At 63.2% G+C, this 21,761-nt stretch carries 21 protein-coding genes; 13 read left to right on the forward strand and 8 right to left on the reverse strand.

The genetic code is table 11. From position 1 onward, the window contains the following. Window positions 1–19: 19 nt before the first annotated feature. On the reverse strand, window positions 20–406 hold the full coding sequence (locus AC6LJY_RS15715; RefSeq protein WP_498136321.1) for an AtuA-related protein: 387 nt from the start codon (window positions 404–406) through the stop codon (window positions 20–22). Then, window positions 403–1,761: an acyclic terpene utilization AtuA family protein gene (locus AC6LJY_RS15720; RefSeq protein WP_498136322.1), complete on the reverse strand. Its 1,359-nt coding sequence runs from the start codon at window positions 1,759–1,761 to the stop codon at window positions 403–405. The genes AC6LJY_RS15715 and AC6LJY_RS15720 overlap by 4 nt, the downstream gene beginning before the upstream one ends. 96 nt (window positions 1,762–1,857) lie before the next feature. Here AC6LJY_RS15720 and AC6LJY_RS15725 point away from each other — a divergent pair, with 96 nt between their 5' ends. From AC6LJY_RS15725 to AC6LJY_RS15745, 5 genes are all read left to right on the forward strand, one after another. Continuing rightward, window positions 1,858–2,772: a LysR family transcriptional regulator gene (locus AC6LJY_RS15725; RefSeq protein WP_485859250.1), complete on the forward strand. Its 915-nt coding sequence runs from the start codon at window positions 1,858–1,860 to the stop codon at window positions 2,770–2,772. A 109-nt stretch (window positions 2,773–2,881) separates the two neighbouring features. Continuing rightward, window positions 2,882–3,268 carry a Rid family detoxifying hydrolase gene (locus AC6LJY_RS15730; RefSeq protein ID WP_046804923.1) on the forward strand — a complete coding sequence of 129 codons (387 nt, stop codon included), beginning with the start codon at window positions 2,882–2,884 and terminating at the stop codon, window positions 3,266–3,268. A 38-nt stretch (window positions 3,269–3,306) separates the two neighbouring features. After that, complete coding sequence (gene recG, locus AC6LJY_RS15735; protein WP_498136323.1) at window positions 3,307–5,397, forward strand: ATP-dependent DNA helicase RecG; 2,091 nt, start codon at window positions 3,307–3,309, stop codon at window positions 5,395–5,397. Window positions 5,398–5,480: 83 nt separating this feature from the next. Beyond that, window positions 5,481–6,431, forward strand: coding sequence for a LysR substrate-binding domain-containing protein (locus AC6LJY_RS15740; RefSeq protein ID WP_046804921.1), 951 nt, complete (start codon window positions 5,481–5,483; stop codon window positions 6,429–6,431). A 178-nt stretch (window positions 6,432–6,609) separates the two neighbouring features. Then, entirely contained in the window at window positions 6,610–7,110 is a 501-nt protein-coding gene (locus tag AC6LJY_RS15745; RefSeq protein WP_046804920.1) for a Dps family protein, read from the forward strand. 173 nt (window positions 7,111–7,283) lie between these two features. On the opposite strand, the gene AC6LJY_RS15750 is transcribed toward AC6LJY_RS15745, so the two are convergent. After that, window positions 7,284–7,880 carry an RBBP9/YdeN family alpha/beta hydrolase gene (locus AC6LJY_RS15750; RefSeq protein WP_046806325.1) on the reverse strand — a complete coding sequence of 199 codons (597 nt, stop codon included), beginning with the start codon at window positions 7,878–7,880 and terminating at the stop codon, window positions 7,284–7,286. A 371-nt stretch (window positions 7,881–8,251) separates the two neighbouring features. Here AC6LJY_RS15750 and AC6LJY_RS15755 point away from each other — a divergent pair, with 371 nt between their 5' ends. Then, the gene (locus AC6LJY_RS15755; RefSeq protein ID WP_046806307.1) at window positions 8,252–9,379 is read left to right on the forward strand and encodes a branched-chain amino acid ABC transporter substrate-binding protein; all 1,128 of its coding nucleotides are present in this window, start codon (window positions 8,252–8,254) and stop codon (window positions 9,377–9,379) included. Window positions 9,380–9,547: 168 nt separating this feature from the next. Here the strand turns inward: AC6LJY_RS15755 and AC6LJY_RS15760 are convergent, their stop codons facing one another. The 4 genes from AC6LJY_RS15760 to ugpB all read right to left on the reverse strand — a co-directional run bounded on the left by AC6LJY_RS15760 (window position 9,548) and on the right by ugpB (window position 13,953). Continuing rightward, window positions 9,548–10,636 carry a sn-glycerol-3-phosphate import ATP-binding protein UgpC gene (locus AC6LJY_RS15760; RefSeq protein ID WP_046806306.1) on the reverse strand — a complete coding sequence of 363 codons (1,089 nt, stop codon included), beginning with the start codon at window positions 10,634–10,636 and terminating at the stop codon, window positions 9,548–9,550. Window positions 10,637–10,685: 49 nt separating this feature from the next. Further along, window positions 10,686–11,537, reverse strand: coding sequence for a sn-glycerol-3-phosphate ABC transporter permease UgpE (gene ugpE, locus AC6LJY_RS15765; protein WP_046806305.1), 852 nt, complete (start codon window positions 11,535–11,537; stop codon window positions 10,686–10,688). 21 nt (window positions 11,538–11,558) lie between these two features. Further along, window positions 11,559–12,440 carry a sn-glycerol-3-phosphate ABC transporter permease UgpA gene (gene ugpA / locus AC6LJY_RS15770; RefSeq protein WP_046806304.1) on the reverse strand — a complete coding sequence of 294 codons (882 nt, stop codon included), beginning with the start codon at window positions 12,438–12,440 and terminating at the stop codon, window positions 11,559–11,561. A gap of 199 nt (window positions 12,441–12,639) precedes the next feature. Next, a complete protein-coding gene (gene ugpB / locus AC6LJY_RS15775; RefSeq protein WP_046806303.1) occupies window positions 12,640–13,953 on the reverse strand; it encodes a sn-glycerol-3-phosphate ABC transporter substrate-binding protein UgpB in 1,314 nt (437 codons plus the stop codon). A 193-nt stretch (window positions 13,954–14,146) separates the two neighbouring features. Between ugpB and proC the strand changes: the two genes are divergently transcribed. From proC to AC6LJY_RS15810, 7 genes are all read left to right on the forward strand, one after another. Next, window positions 14,147–14,980, forward strand: a complete 834-nt coding sequence (gene proC, locus AC6LJY_RS15780; RefSeq protein WP_219992473.1) for a pyrroline-5-carboxylate reductase — start codon at window positions 14,147–14,149, stop codon at window positions 14,978–14,980. Continuing rightward, window positions 14,977–15,531 carry a queuosine precursor transporter gene (locus AC6LJY_RS15785; protein ID WP_046806301.1) on the forward strand — a complete coding sequence of 185 codons (555 nt, stop codon included), beginning with the start codon at window positions 14,977–14,979 and terminating at the stop codon, window positions 15,529–15,531. The genes proC and AC6LJY_RS15785 overlap by 4 nt, the downstream gene beginning before the upstream one ends. A 474-nt stretch (window positions 15,532–16,005) precedes the next feature. After that, complete coding sequence (locus AC6LJY_RS15790) at window positions 16,006–17,121, forward strand: high-affinity branched-chain amino acid ABC transporter substrate-binding protein (protein ID WP_104143925.1); 1,116 nt, start codon at window positions 16,006–16,008, stop codon at window positions 17,119–17,121. A 190-nt stretch (window positions 17,122–17,311) separates the two neighbouring features. Further along, complete coding sequence (livH, locus tag AC6LJY_RS15795; protein WP_050728699.1) at window positions 17,312–18,238, forward strand: high-affinity branched-chain amino acid ABC transporter permease LivH; 927 nt, start codon at window positions 17,312–17,314, stop codon at window positions 18,236–18,238. Continuing rightward, window positions 18,238–19,473 (forward strand): high-affinity branched-chain amino acid ABC transporter permease LivM, encoded by a 1,236-nt coding sequence (locus AC6LJY_RS15800; protein ID WP_162941207.1) that lies wholly within the window; start codon window positions 18,238–18,240, stop codon window positions 19,471–19,473. The genes livH and AC6LJY_RS15800 overlap by 1 nt, the downstream gene beginning before the upstream one ends. Further along, a complete protein-coding gene (gene livG, locus AC6LJY_RS15805; protein ID WP_046806298.1) occupies window positions 19,470–20,237 on the forward strand; it encodes a high-affinity branched-chain amino acid ABC transporter ATP-binding protein LivG in 768 nt (255 codons plus the stop codon). The genes AC6LJY_RS15800 and livG overlap by 4 nt, the downstream gene beginning before the upstream one ends. Further along, the gene (locus tag AC6LJY_RS15810) at window positions 20,237–20,938 is read left to right on the forward strand and encodes an ABC transporter ATP-binding protein (protein ID WP_498136340.1); all 702 of its coding nucleotides are present in this window, start codon (window positions 20,237–20,239) and stop codon (window positions 20,936–20,938) included. Before livG ends, AC6LJY_RS15810 begins: the two co-directional genes overlap by 1 nt. 78 nt (window positions 20,939–21,016) lie before the next feature. Here the strand turns inward: AC6LJY_RS15810 and cuyB are convergent, their stop codons facing one another. After that, window positions 21,017–21,760, reverse strand: a complete 744-nt coding sequence (gene cuyB / locus AC6LJY_RS15815) for a cysteate racemase (RefSeq protein ID WP_498136324.1) — start codon at window positions 21,758–21,760, stop codon at window positions 21,017–21,019. Between the last annotated feature and the right edge of the window lies 1 nt (window position 21,761).

Raw genomic sequence — 21,761 nt, forward strand, 5'->3', positions numbered from 1 at the left:
TTTATAAGGGGTGGAAAATTCAGGCGGCCGCTGGGCGGTCACCGGGTACGTCTGGCAGCCGGCGTGCCAGTTCAGGGCTGACCTCCACCGTCAGGTCCAGCAATCGAAAAGACAGGCTCTTGCCGTGCGTGTCCAGGTTCAGGGCATCGTTTACACCGCCGTCCAGCACGCCTTCCAGTACGAAATTCATGGCGTGCAATGTCGGCAGCAGATAGCGCGTGACGCGCGCGGGGTGGCGATACGCGAACCACTCGGCCACGCGCGCTTCAGTCACTTGGGACGTCAGCACGTCGTAGCACTCCGGATCCCAGGCGATCAGGCTCAGGTTCGAGATGTCGCCCTTGTCGCCCGAACGGCTATGGGCCAGGCGGTACAGCGGCACGGCCTGCATGTTGGAAGAATTCATGGCGCGATGGCCTCCAGGAAAGTCCAGCCGCTGTGCACGGCATCGCGGGCGATGGTGCAGGACACCATGTTCAGACGCGGACGCAACGCGGTGCGCACGCCGCCGCCGCCAGCCGGGCCGCAGGTGTACAACGCGGTCACTTCGCGCAGGATGCGTTCGGCTTGGGCGCGGTCGGCGTGTTCGCCAGCCAGGCGCAGGCGCACGTCGCGCGCGTGTGTGTCGGGCAGCGAGCGCCGCATTTCGCCCGCGTCATCGCCCAGGATGCTGATCGCGCCGATCAGGTCGGCGCGCAGCGTAAAGCCGGACCCAAGCCGTTTTTGCACGATGTCCGCAGCCAGGCGCGCGCGGGCTTCCGCTTGCACACCCGCGTAGGAAATCTCGGCTTCGGCCAACCAGCCGCCTCGGTAGCAGACGTTGACCTTGAGCTCGTCCGGGCGGGCGTGGCCCGTAATGCCGTGCACCGCGACGCGGTTGCCGCCCAGTTCCACAACGCGAGCCTGGCTCAGGTCCGCCACCACATCGGGTGTCAGGTAGCGCGCCGGGTCGTGGACTTCGTACAGCAGTTGTTCCTTCACCGTGCGCGCGTCCACCGCGCCGCCCGTGCCATCCGCTTTGCCGATGACGAATTCGCCGTCGGCATCGATTTGCGCAATCGGAAAGCCCGCCGCGTGCACGTCGGGCACTTCTTTCAAACCGGGCACGCAGAAATAGCCGCCCGTCACTTGCAAGCCGCATTCCAGCATGTGGCCGGCCATGGTGGCGCGACCCAGGCGCGGCCAGTCCGCCGTGTCCCAGCCGAAGTGAGCCAGGGCGGGGCCCAGCGTCAACGAAGGGTCCGCCACACGGCCCGCCACGACGATCTGGGCGCCGGCCATCAGCGCTTGCGCGATTTCGGTGGCGCCCAGATAGGCGGTTGCGCTGACGACATCGTGTCCGGTCAACGCGTCGCCCAGCCGTTCTTGTAGCAGCGCGCGTTGCTCCGGCGTGTTCAACGCATCGCCGTAGACGACGGCGATGCGCGGCGTGGGCAGGCCCTGTTCGCGCGCAATGGCGGCAATGCGCCGGGCGGCGGCTTCCGGGTTGGCCGCGCCAAAGTTGCTGACAATGTTGATGCCATGGCGCAGGCAGTCGGCCAGCACGGGCGACACCAGGTCGTCCAGCAGCGGCTCGTAGCCTCGGTTGGGGTCGTCGTTGCGTGCCAGTTGCGCCAGCGCCAGCGTGCGCTCGGCCAGTGTTTCGAAGATCAGCGTGCCGCCGCCCTGGGCGGCCAGCGTGCGCACCACGGCGGCGGCGCCGTCGCTGCGGTCGCCGGAAAAGCCAGAGGCGCAGCCGATAAGCAGGGGAGATTGAGGCATAGGGGGTCCAGTCGGGCCTTGCGATGTCAAGCCACTATAGGCATGCGCCCATCATCCGTAAAATAGAAAGATCGGATCAATTGATAGAGAAAAGCCATGAATCTATCCGCCCGGCAGTTACGCGCTTTTGTCGCCCTGGCCGACGAACGCCATTTCACGCGCGCAGCCCAGCGCTGCCACCTGACGCAGCCGGCGTTCAGCGCCCTGATCCGCCAGCTGGAAGACAGCGCCGGCCTGCGGCTGTTCGACCGCAATACCCGCCACGTTGAATTGACCGCCGAAGGGCGGGTGCTGGACGCCTCGGCCCGCCGACTGCTGGCGGACATGGACCTGGTCATGGAAGACATGCGGGACCACGCGGCGCGTCGACGCGGCCGGGTTGCCTTGGCCGCGCTGCCGTCGCTGGCGGCGGGCTGGTTGCCGGGCCTGCTGGCGCGCTTTGGACAAGCACACCCCGGTATCGTGGTGGATCTGCGCGATGCCTTGCTGGACCCGTGCCTGGACATGGTCCAAAGCGGGCAAGTGGATTTCGCCCTGGCGTCGCGGCGCGCCGACATGACCGACCTGGACAGCGAATTCCTGCACGCCGACCGCTACTTCCTGGTGTGCCGGGCCGACCACCCGCTGGCGACCCAGCCCCGCGTCCGGCTGCGTGATATCGCAAAATTTCCCGTCATCCAGCTTGCGCGCGGCAGCAGTGTGCGCAAACATCTGGACGAAGCGTTCGGTGCCGACGCGCCCTTGCCAGTATTTGAAGTCGAGCATCTGGCCACTGTGACCGGCCTGGTGCGTGCCGGCCTGGGCGTATGCGTTGTGCCCGCCATGACGCTTTTTCACTTTGCCAGCAATGACTTGCGCGTGGTGCCTCTGGCGGGTCGCGCATTGACCCGGCCGCTGTACCTGGTGCAGCGCCGTGGCCGCAGCCTGTCGGTTGCGGCGCAGGCGCTGGCCGACTTGCTGATCGCGCATCGCGGCGATATTGGCGGGGCCGGCCATCAGCCGTCTGCATGAAACCGGATTTCGTCCGTGCCTGCGTCATCCGGCCACTTTCGCAAATGTCTATTGCTGGATAAACTTCGATAGTTGTAGCTTTCTATCCGTCAACCGAAGGATTCCGCCCATGAGCAAGCAAATCATCCATACCGACGCAGCGCCCGCCGCCGTTGGCCCTTACTCGCAAGCGGTTGCCGTTACCGGCACCAAGACTGTCTACTTGTCGGGCCAGATCGGCCTGGAGCCGGGCACGGGCGATCTGGTCTCTGAAAACTTCGACGCGCAAGTGCGTCAGGCCTTCGCCAACATGCAGGCCGTAATCACCGAAGCCGGCGGCACGCTGGACAACGTCGTCAAGCTGACCTTGTTCCTGACCGACCTGGGCAAATTCACCGCCGCCAATTCCATCATGGCCGAGATCATTCCGCAGCCGTTCCCGGCCCGCTCGACGATTGGCGTGGCCAGCCTGCCCAAGGGCGCGCAGTTTGAAGTCGAAGCCATCATGGTTCTGTAAGGCGGCCCCGTACGCAGCATTCCGAGGTTCGTTTCTTGATGCCGGCCGCGGCCGTGGCTTCCAAGCGACCCGGCGCCGATAAGAACGGCGCCGGCAAACCGATGACGGATACCGAGCGCAAGCTTCGGAATCTGGGTCTGGTGCTGCCCGAGGACTTCGTGCTGCATCTGCCACTGCGCTACGAAGACGAAACCCGCGTTGTCCCCATCAGCGCCTTGCGGCCCGGTTATGCCGGGCAGGTCGAAGGCGAGATCACCAAGTCCGAGGTCCAGTACCGGCCTCGGCGCCAACTTACTGCCACGCTGGCGGACGAGACCGGCGAAATCCAATTGCGCTGGCTGAACTTCTACCCCAGCCAGCAAAAGCAGATCAGCGTGGGCAAGCGCCTGCGCGCCCGGGGCGAAGTGCGCAGCAACCTGTTCGGGCGCCAGATGGTGCACCCGCGCATGACCAATGCCGACGCGCCTTTGCCCACGGCCCTGACGCCTGTGTATCCCACCACCGAAGGCCTGCCGCAACTGACGTTGCGCCGCGCCATCGCCCAGGCGCTGGACCGCGCCGACCTGTCCGACACCTTGCCGCCCGAAGCGCTTGAACGCTACGACCTGCCGCCGTTCGAGCCCGCCATTCGTGCGCTGCACACCCCCGCGCAAGGCGAATCGGAACAGGCGCTGCTGGACCGCGTGCATCCCGCATGGCGCCGCATCAAGTTCGATGAACTGCTGGCGCAGCAGTTGTCGCTGGCCGCCGCGCGCGCGGCCCGTCGCATCAAGGAAGCGGAATCGCTGCCCGTGCGCAATGAGCCGGGTGGCCTCGTCGCCAAGCTGTACGCGAATCTGCCGTTCAAATTGACCGCCGCACAAGAACGCGTTGTGCAGGAAATCTCGGCCGATCTGGCCAAGCCCTATCCCATGCACCGTTTGCTGCAAGGCGATGTGGGTAGCGGCAAAACCGTGGTCGCCGCCATTGCTGCCGCGCAGGCCATCGCGGGCGGGGCGCAGGTTGCGCTGATGGCCCCCACAGAAATCCTGGCCGAGCAGCACTTTCACAAGCTGGTGTCGTGGTTGCAGCCGCTGGGCGTGAACGTCGCGTGGCTTAGTGGCAGCTTGACCGCCAAGGCGCGCCGCGAGGCCGCCGCTGCTGCGGCTGACGGCAGCGTGCAACTGGTCGTCGGCACCCAGGCCATTATTCAAGACCACGTTGAATTTCATCGACTGGGTCTATCTATTGTTGACGAGCAGCACCGCTTTGGCGTGGGGCAGCGCCTTGCGCTGACCAAGAAGGGCGAAACTGTGCGCGGCCGCATCGTGCCGCATCAGCTGAACATGAGCGCCACGCCCATTCCGCGCACGCTGGCCATGACGTTCTTTGCCGACCTTGACGTGTCCGTCATCGACGAACTACCACCCGGCCGCACGCCTGTGTTGACCAAGCTGGTGTCGGACGCGCGGCGCGAAGAAGTCATCGCGCACGTCGCCCAGGCGGCCCGCGGCGGCCAACAAGTGTATTGGGTATGCCCGCTGGTCGAAGAAAGCGAAGCGCTGGATTTGCAAACGGCGGTGGACACCTACGAAGGCATGCGGGTCGACCTTCCCGATTTGCGCATCGGCCTGGTTCACGGCCGCTTGCCGCAAGCGGAAAAGGCCGCCGTCATGCAGGCATTTCGCGAAGGCGAAGTGGACCTGCTTGTCGCCACCACCGTCATCGAAGTGGGTGTGGACGTGCCCAACGCCTCGCTGATGGTCATTGAACACGCCGAACGTTTCGGGCTGGCGCAGTTGCACCAGCTGCGCGGGCGGGTAGGGCGCGGCACCGCTGAATCGGTTTGTGTGCTGCTGTACCAGACCCCGTTGTCCCAGGTCGCGCGCGAACGTCTGCGTGCCATGTTTGAAACGTCGGACGGCTTCGAGATTGCCCGACGCGACCTGGAACAGCGCGGGCCAGGCGAATTCCTGGGCACGCGCCAATCGGGCATGGCGCTGCTGCGCTTTGCCGACCTGGAAACCGATGCCTCTATCGCGGAAGACGCGCGCGATGCCGCGGTGTGGTTGCGCGCCGAACATCCCGCCGCCGTCCAGGCGCACCTGGCCCGCTGGATGCGCGGCCGCGAAGACTTCCTGCGGACCTGATGCGATGCGGCCCGTCCTACACCTGACTCATTCAAGCGCCGGCCCGAAGGCCCGCGCGTAACTTCCCGGGGGCGCAGTCCACCATGACTCTCACCGAACTCAAGTACATCGTCGCCGTCGCGCGTGAACGCCATTTCGGGCGGGCGGCCGAAGCCTGTTTCGTCAGCCAGCCCACGCTGTCGGTCGCGATACGCAAGCTGGAAGACGAACTGGGCGTGACGCTGTTCGAGCGCGGCGGCGCCGAGGTCGGTGTTACCCCCATCGGTCAACGCATCGTCGCGCAAGCCCAGAAGGTGCTGGAAGAAAGCGCCAGCATCAAAGAGATCGCGCGGCAAGGCCACGACCCGCTGGCCGGGCCGTTGCGCGTCGGCGTGATCCATACCATCGGCCCGTACTTGCTGCCCAAGCTCGTCCCCGTGCAAATCGGCCGCACGCCGCAGATGCCATTGCTGCTGCAAGAGAACTTCACCGTGCGTCTGGTGGAACTGCTGCGCCAGGGCGAAATCGATTGCGCCATCATGGCACTGCCGCTGCCCGAGGCGGGCTTGGTGATGCAGCCGTTGTACGACGAACCCTTCATCGTCGCGGTACCCAATGACCACGAACTGGCGCAAAGAAAATCCATCGACGCGCAGGACCTGAAGCAGCAGACGATGTTGCTGCTGGGCAGCGGTCACTGCTTTCGCGACCAGGTGCTGGAGGTCTGTCCAGAACTGTCGCGGTTCTCGGCGGCCAGCGACGGCATCCAGCGCACCTTCGAGGGCTCATCGCTGGAGACGATCCGCCACATGGTGGCCGCAGGCATCGGCGTGACCGTGTTGCCGATCACCGCCGTCCCCGAGCATCCGCCCAGCAACAGCCTGCTGCGCTATCTTCCGTTCGACGGCCACGTGCCCGAGCGCCGCGTCGTCCTGGCATGGCGCCGCAGCTTCCCACGCCTGGCCGCCATCGAAGCCTTGGCGCAAGCGGTGTACGAGTGCGAGTTGCCGGGCGTGAAGATGCTGTCTGACGAAGCGGCGGCGGTGCAGGACTGATCTGTTGTCTGGCGCCGTGCCCGCCGTGCCGCCGTAGCGCCGTCCGCGGCCCCTTGCGGCACATTTGCGCAGGGTCAAAGCGGCGGCTTGGAAGCCCTTGTTTTATGCGGATTCCCCGCCATTTCATCATCTTTGCAGTGGTATCCTTCTTTCGTACTTTTCCTAATAGGAGCTAGCAATGGCCAAGTCCCCCAAGAAGACCCCGAGCGTTCCGCGCATCAACATCGGCATTTCGGACAAGGACCGCGCGGCCGTCGCCGGCGAATTATCCAAGCTGCTGGCCGACTCGTACACGCTGTACCTGATGACGCACAACTTCCACTGGAACGTCACGGGGCCCATGTTCAACACGCTGCACCAGATGTTCATGACGCAGTACACGGAAGAGTGGACCGCGTTGGACAGCATCGCTGAACGCATCCGCGCCCTGGGCCACTACGCGCCGGGCACGTACCGCGAATATTCCAAGCTGTCGTCGATTGCCGAACCGGAAACCGTGCCGGAAGCGCTGGAAATGGTGCGCCTTTTGGTTAGCGGCAATGAGTCGGTCGCCAAGACGGCACGTTCGGCGTTCGAGAAGGCCGACGCGGCTAACGACCAGCCCACGGCTGATCTGCTGACGCAGCGCTTGGATGTGCATGAAAAGAATGCATGGATGCTGCGGAGCTTGCTGCAGTAAGCTCCACATCGGATCTCTTGGGGATTTGATCGGACGGACATAGCCGTCCAGCAAGTCTGACAAAAGCCGATTCGGGACCACAAACGGCCGCCTACTGGCGGCCGTGTTCATTCTGTGCCGTTTTGTTACGTGGCTTTCCCGCGAACCACCTACGTCTATCTATCAAGGCGAGTTCAAAATATCCCACACGCCGGCACCGGCGGGATTCTCTTCGCCGGCGTCGGGATCCTCCAGGACGCCCGGCGTCTCAGCGCCCCAAATATCTTCAACCCCTGCGGCCATTCCTCCAGCCCGCTTTCCGCGTTGATATGCCCCGCGCCCGAAAGCACCACGACCCGGCTGCCCCAATCCTCGGCAAATTTGCGCGCGCGTTCCAATCGGCAGTAGGGGTCGTCGTCGCTGGCCACGACCACGCTTTGAAAGGGCAGGGGTTGGCGGGGGATAGGTGCGAAGGCGCGCAGGCAGGCGGGGGCGTCGGGGCGTTCGACGTCGGCCGGGGCGACCAGCAGCGCGCCGGCGACTTTGGCGCGCAGGGGGATGGGCAGGGAGGCGCTGATCAGGCAGCCCAGGCTGTGGGCGACCAGCAGGACGGGGCTGCGCGCGCGGTCGACTTCGGCGGCCAGCGTGGACACCCATTCGGCGGGCAACGGGTTTTCCCAGTCGCGTTGTTCGATGCGCACGGCGTGGGGCAGCGTGGCTGCCCAGCGGGATTGCCAGTGCTCGGGTCCGGAGTTTTTCCATCCGGGGACGATGATCGGTTGGAGTCTCATGGCGGCCATCTTGCCGCGCGGCGCTTGTAACTCAAACGAATAAATCGTCTTTTGCATATACCGCACCGGGTATAAGGCCAGGCCAGCCCGGAATGCGGCCTGCCTGTCCGACCTCGCCCTACCGGAAGGCAGCCCTTCCTATCAAACGTAGCCCGGGCTGAAGCGGGCGCCGCGTATCGAAGAAGGCTTTGCACGATGCGGCACCACCGCGCCCGGACCCCGCCGGAAGTCGGGCCGGATGGGCATAAAAGCCGCATTCTTTCGGTGTATGCTTGCCGTGCAAAAGCACCGTGGCGGGGCGTGAACTTATTGGTATCCGGCGTCCGCCCGCTACGAAAACCAATGATTAAAGCGATTAAAGGAGTCCACTCATGAAGCCAGTATTTCGTCTGACCCCGGTCATCGCGGCGCTGGGAGTCGCCGCTGGCCTGACGTTTGCCGCGGGAGCGCACGCGCAAACCATCAAGATCGGCGTGGTCGGCCCCACCACGGGCGCCGTTACGCAATATGGCGACATGGTCCGCGAAGGGGTGGATACCGCCATTGAACGCATCAACGCCGCGGGCGGCGTCAACGGCAAGAAGCTGGAAGCCGTGGTGATCGACGACGGCTGCGAGCCCAAGCAAGGCCCGGTTGCCGCGAACCGCGTCGTGAACAGCAAGATCGGTTTTGTGGTGGGCCACGTGTGCTCGGGCGCGACCATCGCTGCCGCTGATATCTATAACAACGAAGGCGTGGTCATGGTGACGCCGTCGGCCACGGCGCCCGCGGTCACTGACGGCAAGAACTACGAGTTCATCTTCCGCACCATCGGCCGCGATGACCAGCAAGGTCCCGCCGCCGCCAAGTTCGTGCTGGAAAAGATCAAGCCGAAGAAGGCCGCCGTGCTGCACGACAAGCAGTCGTATGGCCAGGGCATCGCCACCGCCGTCAAGAACGACCTGGAAAAGGGCGGCGTGCCCGTCGCGATTTTCGAAGGCGTCAATGCCGGCGACAGCGACTACTCGGCCGTCATCACCAAGCTCAAGGCCCAAGGCGTGGACTTCGTCTACTACGGCGGCTACCACCCCGAAATGGGGCTGTTGCTGCGCCAGGCCGCCGAGCAAGGCGTGAAGGCCAAGTGGATGGGTCCGGAAGGCGCGGGCAACCCGGACATCAACGCCATTGCCGGCGATGCCGTCGAAGGCATGTTGCTGACCCTGCCGGCCGACTTCACCCAGAACGCCGCCAACGCAGACATCGTCAAGGCGTTTGAAGCCAAGAAGCGCAACGCGGGTGGCGCGTTCCAGATGACGGCTTACACGGCCACCCAGGTCATTGCCGACGGCATCAAGGGCGCCGGTAGCGACGACCCGACCAAGGTGGCCAAGTACCTGCACGCCAATTCCTTCGACACGCCGATCGGCAAGGTGTCGTGGAACAAGCAGGGCGACCTGACGAACTTCCAGTTCGAGGTGTTCACCTGGCACAAGGACGGTTCCAAGACCGTCTATAAGTAATACCCAGCAAGTAATACCGGGAAGTCATGCGCGGGCGGGCGCAAGCCCGCCGCTGCATAAGAAAACGGACCGCAAGCCATAAGGCGTGCGGTCCGTTTTTTTTATTGCCGGGCAGGCGGGGGAACGCGGCGGCCGGATGGCCGGCCGGGGGCGCGCCCGCCGATAGGCTTACAGCCCCTGTACGCGCCGACCGGTGTCGGCTTCGAACCAGTGCAGCGGGTGGCGGCCGTCCGGGCCGACGTTGACGCGGTTGCCCACCTTGGCGGACGACTCCGACAATTGGCGCGTCGTGCAGCGCACGACCAGGGTAGTCTTGCCGCAGCGGCAGTGCACCAGCTGTTCCGAACCCAGTGTCTCGACCATTTCAACTTCGGCCGGCACGCCTTGCGTGTTCAGCAGCATGTGCTCCGGACGCATGCCCATGATGATCTTGCGGCCGCGCACTTGCGAGGGCACTTGCAGCGGCGAGATTTCCAGCGGCGTGCCGTCGGCCGTTTGCACGGTACCGTCGCCTGCCACCTGTACTTCCATCAAGTTCATCGGGGGCGAGCCGATGAAGCCGGCTACGAACGTCGAGGCGGGCTTTTCGAACACTTCCATCGGCGTGCCGATCTGCTCGGGCACGCCTTGGTACATGACGATCATGCGGTGCGCCAAGGTCATGGCTTCGACCTGATCGTGCGTCACGTACAGGCTGGTCGTGCCCAGGCGGCGGTGCAGCTTCATGATTTCAAGGCGCATCGCCACGCGCAGCTTGGCATCCAGGTTCGACAACGGTTCGTCAAACAGGAACACCTTGGGTTCACGCACGATGGCGCGGCCCATGGCCACGCGTTGGCGCTGGCCGCCGGACAGCGCGCGGGGACGGCGGTCCAGCAGGTGGCCCAGTTCAAGAATCTGCGCGGCGATGTCCACGCGCTTTTTGATCTCGTCCTTGGAGAACTTGCGGATCTTCAAGCCATAGGCCATGTTTTCAAACACGGTCATGTGCGGGTAGAGCGCGTAGTTCTGGAACACCATCGCGATGTCGCGTTCGGCGGGTTCCAGGTTGTTGACGACCTTGTCGTCGATGACGATGTCGCCGCTGGTCACGGTTTCCAGGCCGGCCACCATGCGCATCAGCGTGGATTTGCCGCAGCCGGACGGGCCGACGATGACGATGAATTCGCCGTCTTTGACATCCATGTCGATGCCATGGATGACCGGCACATTACCGGCATAGGTTTTCTTGACGTTACGGAAGCTGAGAGTAGCCATGTTTATTCGTGTTCGGAGTCGTGTTCGGGTAGGCGAGGGCGGGCAAGCGTCACTTTTCAGTGTCGACCAGACCCTTGACGAACCATTTCTGCATCAGGATGACGACGAGCGCCGGCGGAATCATGGCCAGCATGGCGGTGGCCATGGTGATGTTCCATTCGGTCACGCTGTCGCCGCCGCTGATCATCCGCTTGATGCCGATGACGACGGGGTACATGTCTTCCTGCGTGGTGATGAGCAGCGGCCACAAGTATTGGTTCCAGCCGTAGATGAACTGGATCACGAACAGGGCGGCGATGCTGGTCTTGGACAGCGGCAGCAGGACGTCGAAGAAGAACCGCACGGGGCCTGCGCCGTCGATGCGCGCTGCTTCGATGAGCTCGTCCGGCACCGTCAGGAAGAACTGGCGGAACAGGAAAGTGGCGGTGGCCGAGGCGATCAGCGGCAACGTCAGACCGGCGTAGCTATTGAGCAGCCCCAGGTCTGCGACCACTTTGTAGGTAGGCGCGATCCGGACTTCGACGGGCAGCATCAGCGTGACGAAGATCATCCAGAAAAAGAACATGCGGCCGGGGAAGCGGAAGTACACGACCGCGAACGCCGACAGCAGCGAGATCGCGATCTTGCCGATGGAAATCGACAACGCCATGATCAGGCTGACGTACATCATGCGGCCGACGGGCGCGCCCGACGAACCGCCGGACGAGCCGCCGAACAGCGCCTGCATGTAGTTATCGACAAAGTGCGGGCCGGGAATCAGCGACATCGGCGCTTGCGCCACTTCCTGAGCAGTCTGCGTGGACGCGACGAAAGTGATGTAGAGCGGAAATGCCACCATCGCCACGCCGCAGAGCAGAATGAAGTGGGCCAGAATATCCAGCCAGGGACGGCGTTCAACCATTGTTATTAGCCTCGAACAAAATCAATACTGCACTTTGCGGTCGACGTAGCGGAACTGTACGACCGTCAAGGCAACCACAATGAACATCAAGATGACCGACTGGGCAGCGGACGAACCCAGGTCCAGGCCACGGAAACCGTCGCTGTACACCTTGTAGACCAGGATCGAGGTCGACGTGCCGGGACCGCCTTGCGTCGTGGTGTCCACAACGGCGAAGGTGTCAAAGAAGGCATAGATGATGTTGACCACCAGCAGGAAGAACGTGGTGGGCGACAGCAGCGGGAACACGATGCTCCAGAAGCGGCGCGCCGGGCTGGCACCGTCGATCGCGGCGGCTTCGATAAGCGAGCGCGGAATCGATTGCAGGCCTGCCAGGAAGAACAGGAAGTTGTACGAGATCTGCTTCCAGACGGCGGCGACAAGTACCAGCATCATGGCCTGGTTGCCGTCCAGGCGCGGGTTCCAGTCCACGCCGGACTTGCGCAGCGCGACAGCCAGAATGCCCACGGAAGGCGAAAACATGAACAGCCACAGCACGCCGACCACGGCGGGCGCCACGGCGTAAGGCCAGATCAGAAGGGTCTTGTAGAGCCCCGCGCCGCGGATCACGCGGTCGGCCATGACGGCCAGCAGCAAGGACACGCCCAGACCGACAACGGCCACCAGCACCGAGAACACGGCGGTGACACGGAAGGAATCAAGGTAGGCCTGTTGCGAGAACAGTTCCATGAAGTTGTCGAGGCCGACGAACTCGGACGACAAACCGAAGGCGTCTTCCAACCGCATGGACTGCCACATGGCTTGTCCGGCGGGCAGGAAAAAGAAGACCACGGTAATGATCAGCTGCGGCAGAAGCAGCAGATAGGGCAGGGTCTTATGCCCGAATACAACGCGTTTTTCCATAGGGGGTACCCAAGGTACAGAAAAGCGGCGGTTGGATTAACCGCCGCTTGAAACCGCTTTCATAAAAATACGATAGGCTTAAAGCCCTAAAAAAACCAGGGCTTTAAGCCTTGCGCTCGTATCCGGATTGGCCGTTAAGTCATTGTCACGCTTGAGAAATGCGCGAAGGCAATCGACTGACGGAATCCCGGAAAGGGCGCTACTTTACACTCTTCTCGAACTTTTCCAGCAACTCGTTGCCGCGCTTGACGATGTTCTCGGCGCCGTCCTTGGCCGCAACCTTGCCGGACACGATGCGTTCGATTTCAGCGTCTTCGATTTCGCGGATCTGCGGCAGGAAGCCCAGGCGCAAACCACGCGATTGCGCGGTGGTTTCAACGTTCAACTGCTTGACGCCAACTTCGGTACCCGGGTTCTTTTCATAGAAGCCGTCTTTCTTGGTCAGTTCGTAGGCCGCCTTGGTGACCGGCACGTAGCCGGTCTGCTGGTGCCAGCGAGCCGCGATTTCCGGGCTGGCCAGGAACTTGAAGAACGCGGTCACGCCCTTGTAGGTTTCCGGCTTCTTGTTGGCGAAGACCCACAGCGAAGCGCCGCCGATGATGGTGTTCTGCGGGGCGCCTTGCACGTCGGCGTAGTAGGGCACGGTGGAAGTGCCGAATTCGAACTTGGCGTTCTTGGCGATGTTGGCGCGCAGGCCCGACGAACCGGTGATCATGGCGCACTTGCCGCTGATGAACAGCGAGTTCGGCTCGTCGCCGCGACCGCCGTACATGAAGATGCCTTCCTTGCCCAGCTTGGCCAGGTTTTCCAGATGGCGCACGTGCAGCGGGGTGTTGATCGCGATGCGGGCGTCCAGGCCACCGAAACCGTTGTCCTTGGTGGCGTACGGCACGTTATGCCAGGCCGAGAACGTTTCCAGCTGAACCCACGACGGCCACGACGTGGTGTAGCCACATTCCTGGCCGGCGGCCTTGAGCTTCTGACCGGCGGCGGCCAGCTCTTCCCAGGTCTTGGGCGGCTTGTCGGCGTCCAGGCCGGCCTTCTTGAAGGCGTCCTTGTTGTAGTAGAAGACAACGGTCGAGCTGTTGAAGGGCATCGACACCAGCTTGCCGTCGGCCGACGAGTAGTAGCCGGCCACGGCGCCGATGAATTCCTTCGGATCGATCGGGTTGCCGACTTCTTCCGACATCTGTTGGACCGGCTTGATGGCGCCCTTGGCGTACATCATCGTGGCGGTGCCGACTTCGAACACTTGGAGGATGTCCGGCGCATTGCCGGCGCGGAACGCGGCGATGCCGGCATTCATGGATTCGCCGTAGTTGCCCTTGTAGATCGCCTTGACCTGGTAGTCAGGGTTCTTCTTGTTGAACTCGTCAACCAGACCGTTGACGCGGTCGCCCAGGGCGCCTTCCATCGAGTGCCAGAACTGGATCTCGGTGGCGGCATGCGCGGACGCGCCCGCGAACGCAGCCATGACGGCGGCGAAGGTTAAAGCAATACGGTGTGATCGCATGGTGAAGTTCCTCCTGATGGGCGTGTTGTGACCGGGTTGTCCGGACACGGAAAACACGACACCTTATGAATTGTTTGTGACAAAACCGTGACTTTCACATCACTCCAAACGCCTGTCAAATTGCGCGTTTCAGGCGCGAACGAACATTTTCTTTTTTTTCCCCAACGTAGTTGACCGATTACAATGCTGCGCTATGAAAAACGAACTTTCGATTGCGTTCATTGGCGGCGGCAATATGGCGGCCGCTTTGGCCTCCGGTCTGGCCGGCAAAGTATGCCCCGCCGGGAACATCCATGTCATTGACATTAATAAGGATAGCCACGCGGCGTGGCAGGCGCGCGGCATGACCACGGCGGTGGCTCCCGACGAGGCCCTGGCGCGGTGCCGCGTTTGGGTGTTCGCGGTCAAGCCACAGAACATGAAAGATGTTGTGGCTTCCACACGTCAGTGGCTTCGGGACGACACCTTGGTGGTAAGCGTTGCCGCTGGCATTCGCGCCGACACGCTGGCCGGCTGGCTCGGCACGCCCGACGCGCCGTTCAAGCGGCTGGTGCGCTGCATGCCCAATACGCCCGCGCTGGTGGGCGCCGGCATGACGGGCCTGGCCGCGCTGGACGGCGTGGGTGAGGCCGACCGCGAACTGGCTGCGCAGTTGCTGTCCAGCGTGGGGCAGGTGGTGTGGGTGGCCGACGACGCCGCGCTGGACGGCGTGACCGCGTTGTCGGGCAGCGGGCCGGCCTATGTGTTCCTGTTCCTGGAAGCCCTGGTGTCCGGCGGCTTGAAGGTCGGTCTGACCGAAGCGCAAGCCAAGCAGTTGGCCTTGGGCACGCTGGCCGGCGCTACCAAGCTTGCGGCGGAATCTGACGAACCCTTGTCCGTGCTGCGCGAGCGCGTTACGTCCAAGGGCGGCACCACGGCGGCGGCGCTGGCGGCATTCGGCGCGGCGGGGTTTACCGGCATCGTTGAAGACGCCATGGCCGCCGCGGCCCGCCGGTCGGGCGAGCTGGCAGAGGAATTTGGGAAATGATCAAGGCAAGCCGGGGCTTTCCCGCCATGAGCCGCACGCAATTCGGCATCGCCGTGTTGTGCATGCTGCTGGTGGTGGTGGGCTCCAACATTCTGGTGCAGGTGCCGCTAAACGATTGGTTGACGTGGGGCGGGCTGTCGTACCCCATCGCCTTCCTGGTGACCGACGTACTGAACCGCCGTTTTGGCCCGGGCGCCGCGCGGCGCGTGGTCTGGTTCGGCTTTGCGGCCGCATTGGTGGTGTCGTTCTGGGTGGCCTCGCCGCGCATTGCGCTGGCGTCCGGCCTGGCTTACATCTGCGCGCAGCTGGTTGACATCCAGGTGTTTGACCGCCTGCGCGACCAACGCTGGTGGCGCGCGCCGCTGGTGTCGGGCGTGTTGGGCGCCATTCTGGATACGGTGGTGTTCTTCAGCGTGGCGTTCGCCGCCACGGGGGCGCCCTGGACGACCTGGCTGATGGGCGATCTGGCCATCAAGCTGGTGGTCAATATCAGCATGTTGGCGCCGTTCCGTGCGCTGATGTGGAACCTGGCCCGGCCGGCCAACGCCTGAAGGTAACGGGCCCGGATCGCAACGTCGGTTCGCAGTGCCAAAAAAAGCGCGTATGGACAGCGGTTTCTCCGCTTGCCATACGCGCTTTTTTATTAACCGGATAATGATTATTCGTAAGTCCGGCGTAAGCAGTGTATTTAAATGCGAGACCCCGCCTGATTCGAACGCTGTATTAATGATTATTCATATATCCGCAGGTGGCAGCGGTGGCGCGAAGCAGGCCCTGTCCCGCCTGTAAATTCCGCGATTTTCCCAGCGATTTCATGGGCTTGCAAAACTGATCCGTCACGATTAAACGTTTGGCGCTAAATATTGGGGATTACACGCAGTGACAGTATGGCGGCTTGCTTCCAGAATACCGCCCACACCGTGTTTTTGCCCAAGAAGCCGGCGACGCGCGATACGGATTGCGGGGTATCCACCCGACTAACCGTTTCGATCAGAGCCGCTCAAAACCTCGCTGGAGAACTCCGCATGAAGTTTCTGAATCGCCTTACCCCGGTTGCCATGGCGCTTGGGGCACTTGCCTTGGCTGGCGCCGCGCACGCCGCCGACACGATCAAGATTGGCATTCCCCAGCCTATGACCGGCCCCAACACCCAATACGGTGACCAGATCCAGGCCGGCGCCCTGACCGCCATTGAAACCATCAACGCCAAGGGCGGGGTCAAGGGCAAGAAGCTTGAACCCATCCTGATCGACGACGGTTGCGAACCCAAGCAGGCCGTTCCGGCCGCCAACCGCGTGGTCAACTCCGGCGCCAAGTTCGCCGTGGCCCACGCTTGCTCGGGCGTGACCGTGGCCGCCGTGAAGGTCTACGAGGAAGAGGGCATTGTCGGCATCACCCCGGGCGCCACGTCGCCGCTGGTTACCGACACCATCAAGCCGCATTTCTTCTTCCGCACGATCGGCCGCGACGACCAGCAAGGCCCGTACGCCGCCGCGTACATCGCCAAGACGCTGAAGCCGCAGAAGGTTGCCGTGCTGCACGACAAGCAGACGTACGGCTCGGGCGTGGCCACGCAAGTGAAGGACGCGCTGGCCAAGCAGAACGTCAACGTGGCGCTGTTCGAAGGTATCAACGTTGGCGACAGCGACTACTCGGCCATCATCACCAAGCTGAAGTCGGCGGGCGTGGACCTGGTCTACTTCGGCGGCTATCACCCTGAACTGGGCCTGCTGCTGCGCCAGTCGCGTGAACAAGGCCTGAAGGTTCAGTACATGGGTCCGGAAGGCACGGCCAACCAGGATCTGGTGGCGATTGCCGGCCCGGCCATCGACGGCCTCTTGGTCACGCTGCCGGCTGACTTCACCAAGCTGCCCGGCAACGAAAGCATCGTCAAGGCCTTCAAGGACGCCAAGCGCGATCCGGACGGCGCCTTCCAGATGCCCGCGTACGCCGCCGTGCAGATCCTGGCCGACAGCATCAACGCCGTGGGCGAAGATCCCGCCAAGGTCGCGGACTACATGCACAAGACCACGTTCAATACCGGCATCGGCAAGGTCGAATACGACGCCAAGGGCGATTTGAAGAACTTCGAATTCGCCGTCTACAAGTGGGACAAGGACGGAAAGAAGACCCAGCTGTAAACTCGCGATCCCGCCGGCACGGTGCCGGCGTGTAGGGCCTGTCGTCTTCGTTGTGCCGTAATCCGCGTAGCGATGCGCCAAAAGCGCTGTGCGGCCGGCAAGCGGTGACCACAGGCCCTTATAAAATACGCCCAGGTTTCCGGCTCCGGGTCTTCTCACCGGGGCCGGAACCATTTGGAGCAAGAGAATAATGTCTGACCTCATACCCCAACTTACCCAGCAATTCTTCAACGGATTGTCTCTGGGCGCGATCTACGCGTTGATCGCCATCGGCTACACAATGGTCTACGGCATCATCGGTATGATCAACTTCGCCCACGGCGAAATCTATATGATCGGCGCCTATGTCGGCCTGGTCACCTTGACGTCCATCGGCACCAATAGCGGGCTGCCGGTGCCGTTCATCATTGCCGCCATGCTGCTTGTGGCCATTACCGTGACCGGCATCTACGGCTTCTCGGTCGAACGCGTGGCGTACCGCCCCGTACGAGGCAGCCCCCGCCTGGTGGCGCTGATCTCGGCAATCGGGATGTCGATCTTCCTGCAGAACTGGGTGGCCCTGGGCCAAGGCGCGCGCGACATGGCCGTGCCGTCGCTGGTATCCGGCGCCGTGCAGTTCCACATGGGATCCGACTTCGACGTGACGGTGCCGTATTCGCGCATCATGATCATCGTCGTGACGGTGGTGCTGATGATCGGCCTGACGCTGTTCATTAAGTATTCGCGCATGGGCCGCGCTTCGCGCGCCTGCTCGCAAGACATGCACATGGCCAATCTGCTGGGCATCGACACCAACCGCGTGATCTCGTTCACGTTCGTGATGGGCGCGATCCTGGCGGCGGTGGGCGGTGTGCTGATCGCCATCACCATCGGCAAGCTCAACCCGTTCATCGGCTTTCTGGCCGGCATCAAGGCCTTTACGGCGGCGGTGCTGGGCGGCATCGGCAGCATCCCCGGCGCGATGCTGGGCGGCGTGCTGCTGGGCCTGGCCGAGACCTTCGCGGCTGCCTATATCTCGTCACAGTACAAGGACATCGTGGCGTTTTCGCTGCTGGTCCTGATTCTGTTGTTCCGTCCCACCGGGCTGTTGGGCAAACCTGAGGTGGAAAAAGTCTGATGTCCAAAAACAATATTAAAAACGCCACGATGGCGGCCGTGCTGACGGCGGTCATCGTTACCCCGGTGTTTGGCCTGCAACTGATTCGTCAGGGTGCGCGCACGTCGATGGAATCGCACTGGGGCCTGGTGGCCCTTGCCGCGGCCGTGGTGTTTGTGTTCCAGATGCTGCGCCCGTGGATCGCCATTCCGTTCCAGAAGCTCAAGACGGGCCTGCCGACACTGCCGTCGGCGCCCGCCAAGAGCCACAAGGGGCTGGCGCTGTTGCTGCTTGCCATCGCGGTCATCTGGCCATTCTTCGCGGGACGCAGCTCGGTCGACATCGCGACCCTGGTGCTGATCTACGTGATGTTGGGCCTGGGTCTGAACATCGTGGTGGGCTTTGCGGGGCTGCTGGATCTGGGCTTCGTGGGCTTTTATGCCGTGGGCGCGTACACCTACGCCTTGCTGTATCACTGGGGCGGCTGGAGCTTCTGGGAAGCGCTGCCGTTCTCGGGCGCGATGGCGGCCTTGTTCGGCTTCGTGCTGGGCTTTCCGGTGCTGCGGTTGCGGGGCGATTACCTGGCCATCGTGACGCTGGGTTTCGGCGAAATGATCCGCCTGCTGCTCATCAACCTGAACACGCTGACCGGCGGCCCGGACGGCATTTCCGGCATTCCGAAGCCCACGGTGTTCGGCCTGGAAATGACCCGTCGCGCCAGCACCGAAGGCGGCACCACGTTCCACGACTTTTTCGGCCTGACGTTCCAGAACCAGCACATGGTCATCTATCTGTACATGATGGCGCTGCTGCTGGCCCTGATTACGTTGTTCGTTTCCACGCGTTTGATCCGCATGCCGGTCGGACGCGCCTGGGAAGCGCTGCGCGAAGACGAAATCGCGTGCCGCTCGCTGGGGCTCAACCCCACGCGCATCAAGCTGTCTGCCTTCACGCTGGGCGCGACGTTCGCCGGTTTTGGCGGGGCGTTTTTTGCCGCTCGCCAGGGCATGGTGAACCCGGAATCCTTCACCTTCATCGAATCCGCGTTGATCCTGGCCATTGTGGTGCTGGGCGGCATGGGCTCGCAGGTGGGTGTGATTCTGGCGGCCATCCTGCTGACCGTGCTGCCCGAGCTGGCGCGCGAGTTCGCCGAGTACCGGATGCTGATGTTCGGCTTGGTGATGGTGTTGATGATGATGTGGCGTCCGCAGGGGTTGTTGCCCATGAAGCGTCCCCACGTGGAGCTGTCTAAATGAGCGAGGCATTGCTGAAAGTATCCGGGCTCACCATGCGGTTCGGCGGCCTGTTGGCCGTGGACAGCGTGGGGTTTGAAGTCCAATCCGACGAGGTCTTCGCCATCATCGGCCCCAACGGGGCCGGCAAGACCACCGTGTTCAACTGCGTGGGCGGCTTCTATGCGCCCACGGCCGGCGACATCATCATGGACGGCAAGCCGATCACCGGTTTGCCCAGCCACAAGGTGGCGCGCCATGGCCTGGTGCGCACGTTTCAGAACGTGCGCCTGTTCAAGCAGCTGACCGTGCTGGAAAACCTGCTGGTGGCGCAGCACACGCAGGTGGAATCGCGGCTGCTGCCGGGCTTGTTGAAGCTCAAGGGCTATCGACAGTCGGAAGCCGAAGCGCTGTCGCGCGCGGCGCAGTGGCTGGATTTCATGGGTTTGCGCGAATTCGCCAACCGCGAAGCGGGCAACCTGGCCTATGGCCACCAGCGCCGTCTGGAAATCGCGCGCTGCATGATCACCAAGCCACGTCTGTTGATGCTGGATGAACCGGCAGCCGGCCTGAATCCGCAGGAAAAGCGCGATCTGCAATCGCTGATCGACCAGCTGCGCCGCGAGTTCGGCGTGGCGGTGCTGCTGATCGAGCACGACATGAGCCTGATCATGGGCATTTCCGACCGTATCCTGGTCATGGAACACGGCAAGCCGATCACCACCGGCACCCCCGAGCAGGTGCGCAACGACGAGCGCGTCATCAAAGCGTACCTGGGGGAGGAATGATGCTTAAGCTGGAAAACATACACACCTTTTACGGGGCCATCCAGGCGTTGAACGGCGTGTCGGTAGAGGTCAACAAGGGCGAAATCGTCACCTTGATCGGCGCTAACGGTGCCGGCAAGACGACGCTGTTGATGACGGTCTGCGGCAACCCGCGCGCGCGTGAAGGCAAGATCACGTTCGAAGGAGAGGACATCACCCACAAGGACACGCACCACATCATGCGCAATGGCATCGCCATTTCGCCTGAAGGCCGGCGCGTGTTCAAGGACCTGACCGTTGCTGAAAACCTGATGATGGGCGGCTTTTTTTCCAAGCGCGCTGAAATCGAAGAGGGCATCGATCACGTCTACGGCCTGTTCCCGCGTTTGAAAGAGCGTTCGGCCCAGCGCGCGGGGCTGATGTCGGGCGGCGAGCAGCAGATGCTGGCGATCGGCCGCGCGCTGATGACGCGCCCGCGCCTGCTGCTGCTGGACGAGCCCACGCTGGGGCTCGCGCCGCTGGTGATTGCGCAGATTTTCGACATCATCCGCGAAATCCGCGAGCAGGGCGTGACGGTATTCCTGGTGGAGCAGAACGCGAACAAGGCGCTGGGCGTGGCCGATCGCGGTTATGTGCTTGAAAACGGCCGCGTCGTGTTGCAAGACACGGGCGCCAATTTGCTGGTCAACGATCAAGTCCGCAAGTCGTACCTGGGCGGATAAGAACCGCGTTGACACATTCCCCGCGAAGGGAAATTCGGGCGCATCGAAAGATGCGCTTTTTTTTTCCGCCCGTTCCGGTCAGGCCGCGATCAGCTGCTTGGCCAGATCCGCTTCATAGTGCGCGATGGCGGCGCGGGCCAAGGCGTCGATGGAGTCCGTCAGCGTCACGCCCAGACTGGCGCGCAGCGCGTGCGGCACGGCCAGCGGCAGTTCAGTGCAGCCCAGCACCACGGCGTCGGCGCCGCGCGCTTTCAGGCGGGCGATGTATTCCGCGGCGGGCGCGAACGCGTCTTCCAGGCGGTTGCCTTTGACGGCGCGAATCGAACCCATGCAATAGCGTTCGACCTCGTCGTCATCCGGCACGATGCACTCGTAGCCTTGCGCCAGCAGGTGCTTCTGGTACAAGCCCAGCTTCAACGTAGCAGCCGTGCCCATCAGGCCGATACGCCCGCCCGGCAAGCCCAGGCGGCGCAGGTCGTCAATGACGGCCTGGATGATGTGCAGCACCGGTACGCCGGTGGCGGCCGCGATGTCGTGGTACCAGAGATGCGCCGTGTTGCAGGGGATGGCGATCAGTTGCGCGCCCGCCTGTTCCAGAAAGCGCACGCCTTCGACCATATGGGGCAGGGGGCTTTCGCCGCCGGCCATGTAGGCGCTGGACCGGTCGGGAATGCGGGGATCGTTGCGCAGCAGCGTGGGGATGTGCTGCTGGTCAATCGCGGCGGGCGTCAGCGCCGCCAGGCGTAGGGCAAAGGCCGCGCCGGCCATGGGACCCATACCGCCCAATACACCCAGGTAGCATCCCTGGGAAAACGTCTTCACT

Source organism: Achromobacter sp. RT286_PF (assembly GCF_059760425.1).

Coding starts and splice junctions, on each gene's coding strand:
- AC6LJY_RS15715 (WP_498136321.1), bottom strand. CDS start 406: ATGAATTCTTCCAACATGCAGGCCGTGCCGCTGTACCGCCTGGCCCAT.
- AC6LJY_RS15720 (WP_498136322.1), bottom strand. CDS start 1,761: ATGCCTCAATCTCCCCTGCTTATCGGCTGCGCCTCTGGCTTTTCCGGC.
- AC6LJY_RS15725 (WP_485859250.1), top strand. CDS start 1,858: ATGAATCTATCCGCCCGGCAGTTACGCGCTTTTGTCGCCCTGGCCGAC.
- AC6LJY_RS15730 (WP_046804923.1), top strand. CDS start 2,882: ATGAGCAAGCAAATCATCCATACCGACGCAGCGCCCGCCGCCGTTGGC.
- recG (WP_498136323.1), top strand. CDS start 3,307: ATGCCGGCCGCGGCCGTGGCTTCCAAGCGACCCGGCGCCGATAAGAAC.
- AC6LJY_RS15740 (WP_046804921.1), top strand. CDS start 5,481: ATGACTCTCACCGAACTCAAGTACATCGTCGCCGTCGCGCGTGAACGC.
- AC6LJY_RS15745 (WP_046804920.1), top strand. CDS start 6,610: ATGGCCAAGTCCCCCAAGAAGACCCCGAGCGTTCCGCGCATCAACATC.
- AC6LJY_RS15750 (WP_046806325.1), bottom strand. CDS start 7,880: ATGAGACTCCAACCGATCATCGTCCCCGGATGGAAAAACTCCGGACCC.
- AC6LJY_RS15755 (WP_046806307.1), top strand. CDS start 8,252: ATGAAGCCAGTATTTCGTCTGACCCCGGTCATCGCGGCGCTGGGAGTC.
- AC6LJY_RS15760 (WP_046806306.1), bottom strand. CDS start 10,636: ATGGCTACTCTCAGCTTCCGTAACGTCAAGAAAACCTATGCCGGTAAT.
- ugpE (WP_046806305.1), bottom strand. CDS start 11,537: ATGGTTGAACGCCGTCCCTGGCTGGATATTCTGGCCCACTTCATTCTG.
- ugpA (WP_046806304.1), bottom strand. CDS start 12,440: ATGGAAAAACGCGTTGTATTCGGGCATAAGACCCTGCCCTATCTGCTG.
- ugpB (WP_046806303.1), bottom strand. CDS start 13,953: ATGCGATCACACCGTATTGCTTTAACCTTCGCCGCCGTCATGGCTGCG.
- proC (WP_219992473.1), top strand. CDS start 14,147: ATGAAAAACGAACTTTCGATTGCGTTCATTGGCGGCGGCAATATGGCG.
- AC6LJY_RS15785 (WP_046806301.1), top strand. CDS start 14,977: ATGATCAAGGCAAGCCGGGGCTTTCCCGCCATGAGCCGCACGCAATTC.
- AC6LJY_RS15790 (WP_104143925.1), top strand. CDS start 16,006: ATGAAGTTTCTGAATCGCCTTACCCCGGTTGCCATGGCGCTTGGGGCA.
- livH (WP_050728699.1), top strand. CDS start 17,312: ATGTCTGACCTCATACCCCAACTTACCCAGCAATTCTTCAACGGATTG.
- AC6LJY_RS15800 (WP_162941207.1), top strand. CDS start 18,238: ATGTCCAAAAACAATATTAAAAACGCCACGATGGCGGCCGTGCTGACG.
- livG (WP_046806298.1), top strand. CDS start 19,470: ATGAGCGAGGCATTGCTGAAAGTATCCGGGCTCACCATGCGGTTCGGC.
- AC6LJY_RS15810 (WP_498136340.1), top strand. CDS start 20,237: ATGCTTAAGCTGGAAAACATACACACCTTTTACGGGGCCATCCAGGCG.